The sequence below is a fragment of the Xanthomonas sp. BRIP62415 genome (assembly GCF_003993515.1).
GTDB classification, from domain to species: domain Bacteria; phylum Pseudomonadota; class Gammaproteobacteria; order Xanthomonadales; family Xanthomonadaceae; genus Xanthomonas; species Xanthomonas euroxanthea.
Genome location: NZ_QEZH01000031.1, coordinates 59,140 through 73,752 on the forward strand (window position 1 = coordinate 59,140; position 14,613 = coordinate 73,752).

9 protein-coding genes are annotated in these 14,613 nt (G+C 67.5%); 6 read left to right on the top strand and 3 right to left on the bottom strand.

Annotation, left to right across the window (positions count from 1 at the left end; all coding sequences use genetic code 11):
- Positions 1 to 43 precede the first annotated feature (43 nt).
- Positions 44 to 1,216, bottom strand: coding sequence for a porin (locus tag EO141_RS16535; RefSeq protein WP_127169715.1), 1,173 nt, complete (start codon positions 1,214 to 1,216; stop codon positions 44 to 46).
- 286 nt (positions 1,217 to 1,502) lie between these two features.
- Here EO141_RS16535 and EO141_RS16540 point away from each other — a divergent pair, with 286 nt between their 5' ends.
- On the top strand, positions 1,503 to 2,849 hold the full coding sequence (locus tag EO141_RS16540) for a dicarboxylate/amino acid:cation symporter (RefSeq protein WP_104584014.1): 1,347 nt from the start codon (positions 1,503 to 1,505) through the stop codon (positions 2,847 to 2,849).
- A gap of 198 nt (positions 2,850 to 3,047) precedes the next feature.
- Positions 3,048 to 5,357 (top strand): NADP-dependent malic enzyme, encoded by a 2,310-nt coding sequence (locus EO141_RS16545; RefSeq protein WP_104584015.1) that lies wholly within the window; start codon positions 3,048 to 3,050, stop codon positions 5,355 to 5,357.
- Between the two features lie 322 nt (positions 5,358 to 5,679).
- On the opposite strand, the gene EO141_RS16550 is transcribed toward EO141_RS16545, so the two are convergent.
- On the bottom strand, positions 5,680 to 9,042 hold the full coding sequence (locus tag EO141_RS16550; protein ID WP_127169716.1) for a GH92 family glycosyl hydrolase: 3,363 nt from the start codon (positions 9,040 to 9,042) through the stop codon (positions 5,680 to 5,682).
- A 314-nt stretch (positions 9,043 to 9,356) separates the two neighbouring features.
- Here EO141_RS16550 and EO141_RS16555 point away from each other — a divergent pair, with 314 nt between their 5' ends.
- The 3 genes from EO141_RS16555 to EO141_RS16565 are packed head-to-tail and all read left to right on the top strand — an operon-like array spanning position 9,357 to position 11,992.
- Positions 9,357 to 9,554 carry a zinc-finger domain-containing protein gene (locus tag EO141_RS16555; RefSeq protein WP_006451050.1) on the top strand — a complete coding sequence of 66 codons (198 nt, stop codon included), beginning with the start codon at positions 9,357 to 9,359 and terminating at the stop codon, positions 9,552 to 9,554.
- Positions 9,555 to 9,564: 10 nt separating this feature from the next.
- Positions 9,565 to 10,677 carry a glycosyltransferase gene (locus EO141_RS16560; protein ID WP_127169717.1) on the top strand — a complete coding sequence of 371 codons (1,113 nt, stop codon included), beginning with the start codon at positions 9,565 to 9,567 and terminating at the stop codon, positions 10,675 to 10,677.
- On the top strand, positions 10,658 to 11,992 hold the full coding sequence (locus EO141_RS16565; RefSeq protein WP_127169718.1) for an O-antigen ligase: 1,335 nt from the start codon (positions 10,658 to 10,660) through the stop codon (positions 11,990 to 11,992). The genes EO141_RS16560 and EO141_RS16565 overlap by 20 nt, the downstream gene beginning before the upstream one ends.
- A gap of 60 nt (positions 11,993 to 12,052) precedes the next feature.
- Here the strand turns inward: EO141_RS16565 and EO141_RS16570 are convergent, their stop codons facing one another.
- Positions 12,053 to 12,973 (bottom strand): LpxL/LpxP family Kdo(2)-lipid IV(A) lauroyl/palmitoleoyl acyltransferase, encoded by a 921-nt coding sequence (locus EO141_RS16570; protein WP_104584018.1) that lies wholly within the window; start codon positions 12,971 to 12,973, stop codon positions 12,053 to 12,055.
- Positions 12,974 to 13,049: 76 nt separating this feature from the next.
- On the opposite strand from EO141_RS16570, the gene waaA reads away from it, so the two are divergent.
- Positions 13,050 to 14,366 carry a lipid IV(A) 3-deoxy-D-manno-octulosonic acid transferase gene (gene waaA, locus EO141_RS16575; RefSeq protein ID WP_104584019.1) on the top strand — a complete coding sequence of 439 codons (1,317 nt, stop codon included), beginning with the start codon at positions 13,050 to 13,052 and terminating at the stop codon, positions 14,364 to 14,366.
- Positions 14,367 to 14,613 lie beyond the last annotated feature (247 nt).

Here is a 14,613-nt window from a genome sequence, read left to right on the forward strand (position 1 = left end):
GCGCGCGGCCGACCAGGCCCGGGTTAGCTGTGCGCCATCACGCTTAGAACTGCACCTGCGCGCGCAGCTCCATCACGTGCGGGGTTTCATGCACGCCGTTGCGGGTGGCATCCACCCAGCTGTAGTTGGCCTGGAACTTGAAGTGGCTGGTGAGGTACCAGTTGGCGCCGATGGTGGTGTCGTGCTGGCGGCCGCCGCTGACGCGGTTGTCTTCCAGGTCCAGGCGGCTGTAGCGGGCGGTCAGCTCGACCGCGCCGTAGTCGTGCGCCGGCTTGATGTTGCCCGGTACGCCGCCGGCATAGCTGCGCGACTCGCCGGTCAGCGTCCAGGTGCCGTAGAGGTACTGGCCCTGCGCGATGTAATGCGGCTGGTTGTCGTTACGTGCCACCTCGGCGCGCAGCGCTTCGCTCTGCAGCGAGAACGGGCCGTGGATCCACACCGCTTCCACGCCGGCGCGGATCACGTGGTCCACGTCGAGAATGGTGCCGGTTTCGATCAGGCGCACGTCGGTCAGGCCGGCCTCCGGGCGGGCACGCAGGCGCACGCGCGGGCTGAACGACACGCCGCGGCCGTCGCTGAAGCCACGCGGGTTTTCCACCGAGCCGGCCAGGCCCAGGTGCAGCACATTGCCTTCGGCCTTGAACGGGGTCCAGGCGGCATGCACGGCCTGGGTGGTGCCCGGGTTGTCGCCCTGCAGATCCTTGCCGCCGTACGCGCCGGCCTGCAGCAGGTACTGCTGGCGCTCCAGCGTCCATTCCACGCCGGTACGACGGCCCTGGAACACCGCCTGGACCGGCAGGCCCAGTTCCATGAAGCTGCCCGCACGCGAGCTCTGCACCGCTTCCAGGCCCACCGGCACCTTCATGTAGCCCAGCCGCACGCGACCGTAATCCTGGCCGAACACGGCCTTGGTCTCGACGCGGAAGAACACGTCCAGCCACAGCTTGGCTTCGAAGTCGAAATACACCATGGCGTCGTAGACGCCCTTCTTCTTGAGGGTGGCGCCGAACTCCTTGCGGCGGAAGTCGGTGCGGTCTTCCAGGCGGTCGTCGCCGGAGAAGTTGTTGTCGTCGTAGGCGTAGTTGCCGGTCAGGCCGAGCTCGGTGCCATCACCGAAGGTGTACTTGGTGGGCCAGTTTTCCAGCGAGGTGGCCGCATTGGCGGCTGCGGGCGCGGCGGCGATGGCCAACGCGAGAACGAGCGGATTGAGGCGCATAGGTGTGGTCTTCGGCAAGGAGAAAGGGCCGGGCGTCCTGCCATGGCGGTCGCACTGAACAGCTTCAGCAAGCGCGCAGGTTCCGGACGGCCAACGACACAACAATCGGTGTCTGCGTTAAATGGAATTAACGGCCGGTGGCGACGCCGCTGAAGTGTAAGGCGACGTTCAGCCCGGCGACAGTGCGTAGTACCAATGGGCTATCGGCCCGGGCTGCGACGTACGGCCAGAATGCCCGCACCGGGTGCCTGCTCAGGCCCCCTCTATGTTCCCTCGGAGTGGTGTCATGCACATCAGCAAGCCTGCCGGCCCCTTGCCGGCGCCCGTCCCCTTTTACCGTCAGCTGTATTTCCAGGTGGTGGTGGCGATCGTCCTGGGTGCCCTGCTGGGCCACTTCGAGCCGGCCTTCGCCGAAAGCCTCAAGCCGCTGGGTGATGCCTTCATCAAGCTGGTGAAGATGATCATCGCCCCGGTGATCTTCCTGACCATCGTCACCGGCATCGCCGGTATGACCCACCTCAAGACGGTGGGCCGGGTCTTCGCCAAGTCGATGACCTACTTCCTGTTCTTCTCCACGCTGGCGTTGATCGTGGGCATGATCGTGGCGCACGTGGTGCAGCCCGGCGCCGGCATGAACATCAATCCGGCCGAGCTGGACCAGAGCGCGGTCAACACCTACGTGCAGAAGTCCCACGAGCTGAGCCTGGTCGGCTTCCTGATGGACATCATCCCGGCCACGCTGGTCAGCGCGTTCGTCGATGGCAACATCCTGCAGGTGCTGTTCGTGGCGGTGCTGTTCGGGATCGCGCTGGCCCTGGTCGGCGAGCGTGGCCAGCCGGTGCTGAGCTTCCTGGAAGCGCTGACCGCGCCGGTGTTCCGCCTGGTGCACATGCTGATGAAGGCCGCGCCGATCGGTGCATTCGGTGCGATCGCCTTCACCATCGGCAAGTACGGGGTGGAATCGCTGGTCAACCTGGCCTGGCTGGTGGGCTCGTTTTACCTGACCTCGCTGTTCTTCGTGCTGGTGATCCTGGGCATCGTCTGCCGTCTGTGCGGCTTTTCGGTGCTCAAGCTGATCCGCTATCTCAAGGCCGAGTTGCTGCTGGTGCTGGGCACCTCCTCATCGGAGTCGGCGCTGCCCTCGCTGATGGAGAAGATGGAAAAGGCCGGCTGCGAGAAATCGGTGGTGGGCCTAGTGGTGCCGACCGGCTACTCGTTCAACCTGGATGGCACCAACATCTACATGACCCTGGCCGCCTTGTTCATCGCCCAGGCCACCAACGTGGACCTGACCCTGGGCCAGCAGATCACCCTGCTGGCGGTGGCGATGCTCAGCTCCAAGGGCGCGGCCGGCGTGACCGGCGCCGGCTTCATCACCCTGGCCGCCACGCTGTCGGTGGTGCCGGACGTGCCGGTGGCCGGCATGGCGCTGATCCTGGGTGTGGACCGCTTCATGAGCGAGTGCCGCTCGCTGACCAACTTCATCGGCAACGCGGTCGCCACGGTGGTGGTGTCGCGCTGGGAAAATGCGCTGGACCGCGATCAGCTCAAGCTGGTGCTGGATGGCGGCTCGCCGCCGCTGCAGGCACCGGTGGCCTCGACTGACGTCGTCGCCCCGATCAGCGCGCGCTGATGCTTCCTACGGCCCTGCATTCCGTCGGCGCTGCCGGCGGGATGCAGGGCCGTTTCCACATCCAGCCAGCACTGGCCGCAATGCATGCCGCGTTGTGGCATGCGATCTTCCTGCCGCCGCGACAGCTGCGCGACAGGCCCATGTTCAGGCAGGGGGGTAGAATTCAGCCCTCCTGCGCCTTCGAGACCCACAACGCCGATGTCCAACGACGACTTCAAACAGGCCGCCCTCGACTACCACCGCCAGCAGCCGGCCGGCAAGATCAAGGTCACCGCGACCAAGCCGATGCTGACCCAGCGCGACCTGTCGCTGGCGTATTCGCCGGGCGTGGCCTTCGCCTGCGAGGCGATCGTCGAAGAACCCACCCAGGCCAGCGAGCTGACCGCGCGCGGCAATCTGGTGGCGGTGATCACCAACGGCACCGCGGTGCTGGGCCTGGGCAACATCGGCCCGCTGGCGTCCAAGCCGGTGATGGAAGGCAAGGGCGTGCTGTTCCAGAAGTTCGCCGGCATCGACGTGTTCGACATCGAGATCAACGAGAACGACCCGGACAAGCTGGTCGACATCATCGCCAGCCTGGAGCCGACCTTCGGCGGCATCAACCTGGAAGACATCAAGGCGCCGGAGTGCTTCATCGTCGAGCGCAAGCTGCGCGAGCGCATGAACATCCCGGTGTTCCATGACGACCAGCACGGCACCGCGATCATCGTCGGCGCCGCCGTGCTCAACGCGCTGGTGGTCACCGGCAAGAAGATCGAAGAGGTCAAGCTGGCCACCACCGGCATGGGCGCGGCCGGCATCTCCTGCGTCAACATGCTGGTCTCGCTGGGCCTGAAGCCGGAGAACATCCTGGCGCTGGACCGCGATGGCGTGATCCACACCGGCCGCACCGACCTGGATCCGGACAAGCAGCGCTACGCGCGCGACACCGACAAGCGCACCCTGGCCGAGATCGTCGAGGGCGCGGACATCTTCCTGGGCCTGTCGGCGGCCGGCATCCTCAAGCCGGAAATGGTCGCCACGATGGCGCGCCAGCCGGTGATCTTCGCGCTGGCCAATCCCAACCCGGAAATCACCCCGGAAGCGGCCAAGGCGGTGCGCCCGGACTGCATCATCGGCACTGGCCGGTCCGACTACCCGAACCAGATCAACAACGTGCTGTGCTTCCCGTACCTGTTCCGCGGTGCGCTGGACGTGGGCGCCACCGGCATCAACGAAGAAATGAAGATCGCCTGCGTCAAGGCGATCGCCGCGATGGCACGGCGCGAGGCCTCCGACCTGGGCGCGGCCTATGGCGGCGAGACCCCGAGCTTCGGCCCGGAATACCTGATTCCGCGTCCGCTGGACCCGCGCCTGCTGGTGGAGCTGTCGTCCGCCGTTGCGCAGGCGGCGATGGATTCGGGCGTGGCCACGCGCCCGATCGCCGACATGGAGGCCTACCGCGACAAGCTCGGCCAGTTCGTCTACCGCACCAGCCTGATGATGAAGCCGGTCTACGACCGTGCGCGCGCCGACAAGCAGCGCGTGGTGTATGCCGAAGGCGAAGAGGAAGTGGTGCTGCGCGCGGTGCAGAACGTGGTCGACGAAGGCCTGGCCTTCCCGATCCTGATCGGCCGCCCCGACGTGATCGAGGCGCGCATCGAGCGCATGGGCCTGCGCCTGACCGCCGGGGTGGATTTCGAGATCACCAACATCCTTGACGATCCCCGCTTCAACGAGTACTGGCAGTACTACCACGCGCTCACCGAGCGTCGCGGCGTGACCGTCACTGCCGCCAAGGAGCTGATGCGTTCGCGTCCGACCCTGATCGCCGCGGTGATGGTGGCGCGTGGCGAAGCCGATGCGATGCTGTCCGGCGTGGTCGGCCGCTTCCACAAGAAGCTGGGCTACGCACGCAGCGTGATTCCGCTGGAACCGCGGGTGAGCTCCACCTCGGCGATGACCGGCGTGATCAACCAGCTGGGCGTGTTCTTCTTCCTGGACACGCATGTGCAGGAAGACCCGACCGTGGAGCAGGTGGTCGAAGCGACGCTGCAGGCCGCGTACCGCCTGAAGCTGTTCGGTATCGAACCCAACATCGCGCTGCTGTCGCACTCCAACTTCGGCAGCCACGACTCGCGCGATGCGCTGAAGATGCGCCAGGTGCGCGAGGCCCTGCTCAAGCGCAAGCCCGAGCTCAACATCGATGGCGAAATGCAGGGCGACACCGCCTGGGACGAAGCACTGCGCAAGCAGATCATGCCCAACAGCACGCTCAAGGGCCGCGCCAACCTGTTCGTGCTGCCGAACCTGGAAGCGGCCAACATCGCCTACAACCTGGTGCGCGTGTTCACCGACGGCGTGGCGATCGGCCCGATCCTGATGGGCATCTCCAAGCCGGTGCACATCCTCACCACCAGCGCCACCTCGCGCCGGGTGATGAACATGACCGCGATCGCGGCGGTGGATGCGCAGATCCGCCGGCAGCGCGATGCCGAGAAGAACGCCAGCGAAAAAAATAGCGGTTGAGATCCCCCCACCGGGAAAACATCAAAGACCGATCCGCTAGCGGCACCAGACGCACCGCGCCCAACCCCTCTCCCCTGGGGCGACAAGGCACTGCTTGCGCGCCACTGGCACGCGTGCCTTGAAGCGCCCGCGCCGCAAGCGCGGGCCGGGGCGCGGAGCGGGGGTTGGGGCGAGGGTACGGCTCACCAGCGCGGCTGACATTGCGGTGAGACCTCGCTCCGGCAGCACCCGTGCGAATCCGTCGATTGCGTGAGCGGGTGCCTGCAGCCTGCAGTCGCCTGCCTGCAGAAAGCAGCACAATCAGCGCTGCGAGACCGGCGCCTCAACGCACCGCAGGTTCCGCCCCCAGCAACTCGATCTCCGCCAGCTGCACTTTCGCGGGCGCACTGAATCGCAGCCGATACTCGGTATACGCACCAGGCGTGGCAATACGAAACGGCCGCGTCTGCAACGGCCAGTCGAACGCTTCCTCACGGCGCTGATCGACCACCGTCCACGCACCATCGGCCGTACGCGCTTCCAACGTCCAGCCACTGGCCGCAATGGCCGCGTTGCCGTTGGTCAGTGTGTAGAGCGTCGGCGTGCCGCGCGCCATGCCACTGAGCGTCAGCGTCGATGTCGATGCAACTGCAGCGACGGTTCCCGCATCGTCGTCATGCAGGGCAGCGACCTCGCCACCATCGGCCAGCGTGATGCGCGCCGTGTCTCCGAGCACATCACGTAACGGGGCAGGGCGCTTGCCCGCAGGGGTCAGCGACGGTGGCGCATCGTTCGGTCCGGTGCCCCAGCGCGAGGGCGCAGGCCCCATCACGAAGTCCAGCGTCGCCCCCCTGGCGATGTCCGCATGCGGCAACCATGTCTTGCGCCAGGGCTTTCCGTTGACCTTGAGCGATTGCACGTACACGTTCTGCGGCGAATTCTGCGGCGCATTGACCGTCAGCGTCCCGCCATCGGGCAACCGCACGCTGGCATGCTTGAACAGCGGTGAGCCGATCACGTATTCCGGCGCACCCATGCGCAACGGATACAGGCCCAGTGCCGCGAACAGATACCACGCCGACATTTCGCCGTTGTCCTCATCACCGGGATAGCCCTGGCCGATCTCGCTGCCCAGGTACAGGCGCGCCAGGATCTCGCGGGTGATGCGTTGCGTCTTCCACGGCTGCCCCGCGTACAGATACATCCAAGGGATATGGTGGGCGGTCTGGTTGCTGTGCGCATACATGCCCATCCGCACATCGCGCGCTTCGGTCATCTCGTGAATGGTGTTGCCGTAGGAGCCGGCGAACCTGGCCTCGGCGGTCTCGGGGGTGGCAAAGAACGTATCCAGTTTCGCTGCCAGGCCCGCGCGTCCTCCATACAACGCCGCCAGGCCTTCACCGTCGTGCGGTGCGGTGAATGCAAACGTCCAGCCGCTGGACTCGGTGTAATCGTGGCCCCACACGCGCGGGTCGTACCTTGCCGCGTCCACGCGCCAGTGGCCGTCCGGTGTGCGGCCCTGGAAAAAACCGATCGCCGGATCGAACAACGCCGAATAGCCTGCCGCGCGCTGACGAAAATACACCGCCTCGGTCGTGTAACGCTCGCGCGCCGTGGCCGTCTTTGCCTGCCCGGCCAGCGCCTCGGCCATGTTGGCGATACCGAAATCGTTGAGGGCGCCTTCCATCGACCACGACATGCCTTCGTGCGTGTCGGTATCGGCATAACCGCGAAAGGTCGAACGCGCCATGCCCTTGCGGCCGACGTGCCTGTCGGGCGCCACCACGGTGGCGTTCTTGCGCGCGGCAACGTATGCCTCGGCCGGATCGAAGCCCCGCGCGCCCTTGCGCCAGGCATCGGCAAACGCCACGTCGGAACTGGTGCCGACCATCAGATCGGCATACCCCGGTGACGACCAGCGCGCCACCCAGCCGCCCGCGCGCGACTGCTCCAGAAAGCCTTGCACCAGCGCGCCGGCAGCGTCGGGGGCGAACAAGGCATACGCCGGCCACGCAGTGCGGAAGGTGTCCCACAAGCCGTTGTTGACGTAGACCCGGCCATCGCGGATCGGCGCGAAACTGCGCACCGCGCTGCCGTCGATGTTGTCGTCCGACCAGCTGCTCTGGCTGGCATAACGCCAGTCCGGGGCACTGGCGCTGCCGACGTTCTCATGGCCGGAGTTGGGATACAGGTGCAGCCGGTACAGGTTGGAGTACAGCGTGGTCTTCTGGTCGGCGGTGGCATCGGGCACCTCCAGGCGTCCCAGCAACGCATCCCAGGCGTCCTGCGCCCGCGCGGCAACCTGCTCGAATGTCGCCTGCGGCGCGATTTCCAGGGCCAGATTGTGCCTGGCCTGATCCAGCGAGATCAGCGAGGTGGCAATGCGCATCTGCACTTGCCGGGTGCTGCCTGGATCGAACTTGATCCAGCCGGTGGGCCGGCCGGTGTCGCTCAGGCCGCTGGTTTTCCACGGCGTGTCGAAGCTGGCATGGACATACATGCGCGTGGCCCCGGTCGACAGCCCGCTACGCACATCGGTGTAGCCGGAGAGCGTCTGTGTTGCCGCATCCAGGCGCAGCCCGCCACGCGCGTCCACATTGTCGAACACCAGATTGGCATCGCCCTGCGCCGGGAAGCGAAAGCGGAACAACGCGGCATGGTCGGTCGGCGCAATCTCGGCCTGGATCCCGTTGTCCAGCTGCACCGCGTAGCGATAGGGGCGGGCGGTTTCATTGGCATGCGAAAACGCCAGCGCACGCTGTCGGCGATCGGTTGGCGGCACGCCGGCCGCCAGCGACGGCATCACCTGAAAGGTCTGGCGGTCGCCCATCCACGGGCTGGGCTGATGGCTGAGCGACAACGCCTGCAGGCGCGGGCGATTGTCCGCATCGTTGTGTTCGTTCCAGCGATATAGCCAGGTCAGCGTGCCCGCATCGGTCACCGGCGTCCAGAAGTTGAAGCCATGCGGCACCGCGGTTGCCGGGAAATTGTTGCCGCGCGAGAACGTGCCATTGGACTGCGTGCCGCGCGTGGTCAGCACCCAATCCGACGGACGCGTTGCCGGCGTGAGCGGTACCTCGGCAATGGCGATATCGTCGATCCAGCCGGCACCGGGCGCGCCTGCGGGCGGTGCAACTTCCAGCTCGATCGCACGCACATGGCGCCCACGCAGACCGGCCACGTCACCCAGCCGCACCGCCTTGCGCGCCCATTGCTGCGGATACAGCGTCTTCGACTCGCCTTGCGCCCGCGCACCGAGCGCGACGCCATGTTGATCCCGCGCAGCACTGGCCGACACGCGTGTGCCGTCGTCCAGCAGCAGGTCCAGCGACACATAGGTCGATGCCACATGCTCGCCACCCACGCTCTCGGGCAATACCAGCCAGGACAGCGTGGTATCGGCACCGATCGGGATCTCGCCGGTCAACAAGGTGCGCCGCCCACCTGCGCCACGACTGTCGTACCGCAGGGCATGCGCACCGCTGTAGCCGGCGTTCGGCTTGGCCGCATACGGCGCGGCCGGACCGGTGCCGATGGCAATCTGCACATCGCCCGCCGCCGCGCTCACCGGCAACGGCTGGCCGGCTTCGAACGAGGTCGACAACCCGGTCGCCGCACTCACCGACAACGGCGCAGCGACGCTCAGGGCAACGACCAGCCGGAACCACAGGTCACGCGGATGCAGCAACACAACAGACGAGGTCACGTGGCGATGTCTCCTTGGGTGCGATGCCGCAGGGCAGGTCCGGCCTGCCGAGGTATGCGAGCCGGGCACGCGCACGCCGGGGCGGTGCGCCATTGTCCGGCGATGATAAGCGCGATGTCCGGGTGTGGCTGCCTGGCGCTGCTGGGCCAGCAAGGCCAGGCCAGCCAGGGCTGCCGCATCGCTCCCCGACGCTGCCAGCGCCCGGGCGGCTGTTGAGAGCATCACCACCCGAACCGGTATGGCCGGTCAATGGGCCGATCACCACGCAGGCTGCTAGAATCCGCGCTCTGCCTTGTCTCTACGATCGTGCCGCCATGAGCCAGACCGCCACCGCGCCCGCCAATGCCGAATCGCGCTACACCGTGCATCGCGGCGATCTGCCGCTGAGCTGCCCGACGCCGCAGATGGCGTTGTGGAACTCGCATCCGCGCGTGTATCTGCCGATCGAAGACGAGCCCAACTGCGAAGCCAAGTGCCCGTATTGCGGCGCGCTGTTCGTGCTCGCCGACTGATCCTGGCCGGATGCACCGCCTGACCGTGGTGCAACTGCTGCCGGCGCTGCAGTCCGGCGGCGTCGAGCGCTCCACCCTGGAAATCGCCGCTGCGCTGGTGCGCGCCGGCCACCGCGCGGTGGTGGTCTCGGCCGGCGGCCGCCTGGTCCAGCCGCTGCTGGAGGCGGGCGGCGAACATCTCACCCTGGATATCGGACGCAAGTCGTTGCTGACCTTGCGCCATGTGGTCGGCCTGCGCCGGCTGTTCGCCGAACTGGGGGCCGACATCGTGCATGCACGTTCGCGCCTGCCGGCCTGGCTGGGCTGGTACGCGTTGCGCGGCATGCCGCAGGCCACCCGGCCGCGCTTCGTCACCACCGTGCACGGGCTCAATTCGCCCAGCCGCTACAGCGCGGTGATGACCTATGGCGAGCGGGTGATCTGCGTCTCGCAGACGGTGCGCGAGTACGTCTGCACGCACTATCCTCAGACCGACACCGCGCGCCTGCGCACGATCCCGCGCGGCGTCGATATCGCCCAGTTTCCGCGTCGCCCGCGGCCGGACCGCCGTGCGCGCAGCTGGGCACAGACCGTGCTGCCCGGCTTGCCGGCCGATGCACCACTGCTGCTGCTGCCCGGGCGCGGCACGCGCCTGAAAGGGCATGCCGACGGCCTGCAATTGCTCGCCGACGTGCGCGCTGCCGGCGTGCCGGCCTGGTTGTGGCTGCCAGGCGCGCGCGAGCCGGGCCGTGATGCCTATCTGCGCGAGCTGGAAGCCGAGGCCGCCAGACTGGGCGTGGCCGAGGCGGTGGCCTTCACCGAACCCACCGCACGCATCGCCGAGGCCTATGCCGCCAGCGATCTGGTGCTGCAGCTGTCGCGCAAGCCCGAGGCCTTCGGCCGCACCGTGGTGGAGGCCCTGTCGGTGGGCCGGCCAGTGCTGGGTTGGGCGCACGGCGGCGTCGGCGAGCTGCTGGCCGAGTTGCAACCCGGCGGCGCCGTGCCGGCCTTCGATGCCCATGCCTTGCGCACCCAGGCGCTGCAGTTGCTGCGGCAGGCGCCGACACCGCCCGCCGTGCTCCCCTATACGTTGCAGGCCATGCAAGCGGCCACCCTGAAGGTCTATGACGAACTCCGCCGCTGAGGCCATCCCACCTGCGTCCGCGCTGACCCCCGACGCCGGTCGCTGGGCGCCGCTGTGGGTGCTCCTGTTCGTGGCGCTATGGCCCACGCCCGGGTTGGCCGAGACGGTGTTGTCGCTGGGCGCGCTGTTTGCGGCCTACCGCCTGCTGCATGCGCGGTTCCGTGGCGGCACCCGGCTGCTCAGTGGTGCGGCCTGGGCGCTGACCAGCGTGCTGTTCTTCGCATACTGGTTGCCGCAGATGCTGTCGGCGTTCGATGCGGTGGACGTGGGGCGCGCGCTGCGCAAGTCGGCCACCGATCTGCGCTATCTGCCGTTCATGTGGTTGTGCGCGATCGCGGTGGCCAATGCGCAGCGGCGTCGGCGCACCTTCACCGGCCTGGCGGTGATCGGCGAGGTGTGGACACTGGATGCGCTGCTGCAGGCCGTGTTCGGCAGCAGCCCGTTGTTCTTCGGCCTGGATCAGATCAAGCAGCTGATCAGCGGGCATGGCCTGTGCACGCTGCAGGAGCTGGCCCTGGTCGACCGCCTCAGCGGCGTGCTGGGGCCGTGCAACCTCAAGTTCGGTCAGACGCTTGCGAGCCTGTCGCCCTTCCTGTTACTGGCGCTGGGGCGGCGCAATGCCTGGGCCTGGGCGGGCGCTGCGGCGGCGGTCGGCGTGGTGCTGGTGCTGGCGGGGTCGCGGGCCTCGTGGATCACCTACGGCGTGATCGTGCTGCTGTCCGGCTGGCAGTTGCTGGGTGGCCGCCGCCTGCTTGCGGTGGCGGTGGTCGGCGCGCTGCTGGCGGCCGGGGTGGTGGCGGTGGCGCCGCAGGCGCGCGAGCGGATCCAGCGCACCGCGCTGGCCTTCAGCGATGACCAGCAGGGCGTCGACCAGGCCTTGTCCGGGCGTGCGCAGATCTGGGGCGCAGCGCTGTGCATGATCCACGCGCATCCACTCAATGGGGTGGGCGCCCGCGGCTTCCGGCAGGCGTATCCGGCCTGCAATCCGGCACCCGCGCAGGCGCCGGCCTGGGGCGATGGGCCAGCCTTCCATGCACATCAGATCGTGCTGGAAATCCTGGCCGAAACCGGGGTGATCGGGTTGCTGCTGTGGCTGGCCGGTGCGGCGCAGGCCTGGCGCGCGTGGCGCTATTCCAGCCTGGCCGCGCGCGAGCAGGCACGCCCGGCGATGATCGCACTGGTGGCCACGGTGTTCCCGCTCAACACGCATCTGGCGTTCTATTCCAGCTTCTGGGGCGGGCTGAGCCTGATGCTGGCCGGCCTGTATGCCGGTGCCTTGCTCAACGACGACGCAGATCAGCCGCCGCCGCGCTGATTCTTCCTGCATCTTGCGGTGCTGCGGCGGCACGCGCCGCCTGCATCCAGATACGCGATATCAACGATAAAAATCGCTGCGCCCACCCGGCTGGCGTTTGAAGCGCCGATGGATCCACAGGTACTGGTCCGGCGCCTCGCGCACCATGTCCTCGATCGCCGCATTGACCTGCGTGGTATCGGCGATCACATCGTCGGAAGGGATGTCTGCCAGCGGCGGTGCGATCTTGAGGAGGTAGCGGCCACCTTCGCGCCGATGGAAGTACGGCACCACCGCGCAACCGGTTAGCCGCGCCAGCTGATGGGTGGCGGTGATGGTGGAGGCCGGATGCCCGAAGAACGGCACGAACACGGTGTCCTTGCCGCGCATGTCCTGATCCGGCGCGTACCACAGGAAACCGCCGCGCTTGAGGTGCTTGATGGTGGCGCGCAGATCCTCGTTGGCGAACATGTGCGTGGCATAGCGCAACCGCCCGCGCTTGACCGCCCACTCGAACACCGGGTTGCGATGCCTGCGGTACATGCCGGCCAGCGGCACGTAATCGCATAGCAGCCGCCCGCACATCTCCAGCGTCATGAAGTGGCCGGACACCAGCAACACGCCGCGTTTTTGTTCCTGCAGGCGCTGCAGGTGTTCCAGGCCTTCGACCTGCACGCCCGGGCGGATCGCATCGATGCTGCCCCACCAGGCGCGCGCGAATTCGAACAGGCCCACGCCCAGCGCATCGAAACTGTCGCGCAACAGCCGCGCCCGCCAGGCATCGTCCTGTTCGGGAAAACACAGCTTGAGGTTGACCTCGGCAGCGCGCCGGCGCGTGCCGGCCAGGCGCATCGCGATCCAGCCCACGCCACGCCCCAGCGCACGCTGCAGCATCCAGGGCAGGCGTCCGGCGATCACCATGACGGCAAGGGCCAGGTACATCGGCCAGTGCCTGGGATTGCGCAGGGAAGGGCGGACAGCGACGTTGGCGGGCTCGGACATGGGCCAATTCTAAGGGATCATGCGCGCGCGGCAGCGTGTACATGCGCACGCCGCAACGCTCCCGTATCCTGCACCGATGCGGAAAGACCCGATCGAATGGCTGTTGCGCGGACTGTACTCGGCGCTGTTGTACCTGTTGCTGCCGGTGACGGTGTACCACCTGGTGTGGCGCGGTTTTCGCGTCCGCGAATACTTCAACCGCTGGAACGAGCGCTATGCCTCTTACACGCACGCCTGCGGTCGCCCGCGGGTGTGGGTGCATGCGGTGTCGGTGGGCGAGGTCAATGCCGCCGCGCCGCTGGTCAACGCCTTGCGTGCGCAGCGCCCGGATATCCGTTGGGTCATCACCACCATTACCCCCACCGGCTCCGAGCGCGTGCGCGCGGTCTGGGGCGATGCGGTGGACCACGTGTATCTGCCCTACGACGTGCCCGGCAGCGTCGGTCGCTTCCTGGAGCATTTCCGCCCGCGCCTGGCGTTGATCCTGGAAACCGAGCTGTGGCCGAACATGTTGTTCGGCTGCCGCGACCGCGGGATTCCGGTGTACATCCTCAACGCGCGGCTGTCGGCGCGCTCGCTGCGTGGCTATCGCCTGCTGGCACCGTTGATCAGCCGCGCGCTGCGCACCGTCACCTGCGTGGCGGCGCAGTCGCACGACGATGCCGAACGCTTCGTCACGCTGGGTGCGCGGCCCGACCAGGTGATCGCGCTGGGCAATCTCAAATTCGATATCGCCGCGCCTGCGCAGCTGCAGGCCCTGGTCACGCAGTTCCACACGCACGTGCCGGCCACGCGGCCGGTGTGGATTGCCGCCAGCACGCACGAAGGCGAGGAGGCGGCCGTGGCCGACATCCATGCGCGCCTGCTGCTGCAGTTTCCGGATCTGCTGATGTTATGGGCGCCGCGGCACCCGGAGCGCTTTCCCAAGGTCGAGGCCGTGGCGCGCGAGCGTGGCTGGGCCGTGTCCACGCGTAAAAGCCAGCAATGGCCGCAGGCGCGCGACAAGGTGTTTGTCATCGATACCCTGGGCGAGCTGATGAGTTTCTACGCCTGTGCACAGGTCGCCTTCGTCGGCGGCAGTCTGCAGCCGATCGGCGGGCACAACCTGCTCGAGCCGGCGGCAGTCGGCACGCCGGCCGTCACCGGCCCGCATCTGCACAATTTCTCGGAGATTTCGCGGCGCATGCGCGAGGCCGAGGCGGTGACCATCTGCGAAGATGCCGACAGCGTGTACCACGATCTGGCGCGCCTGCTCGGCGACCCTGTCCAGCGTGAGGCGATGGCCGCGGCAGGGCTGGCACTGGTCGCCAACGGCAAGGGCGCGGTGGCGAGGACGCTGGTGCAGATCGCGCCGCACCTGCCGCCGGTGGTGAGCGAGGGTGCCGTGTCCTGAGGATGTCACTGCGGCTGCGTCGCAGTGTGCAGTGCCCCTGGAGCAGGCACGCCGACCCTCCTTGATGATCCTTGTCAACCAGCGTCGCAAGGCCTTGTGCGGCATGGATGCCGCCACGGACTTCCGGCGTGTTCCGTGATGATGGGCGGGCAAGGCTCCGCAGCCAATCCGCGGATGATCGGCCGACACGCGATCGCATCACATCGCGTCACGCACAAAAAAAGGCGGGCCTGCGCCCGCCTTTTCA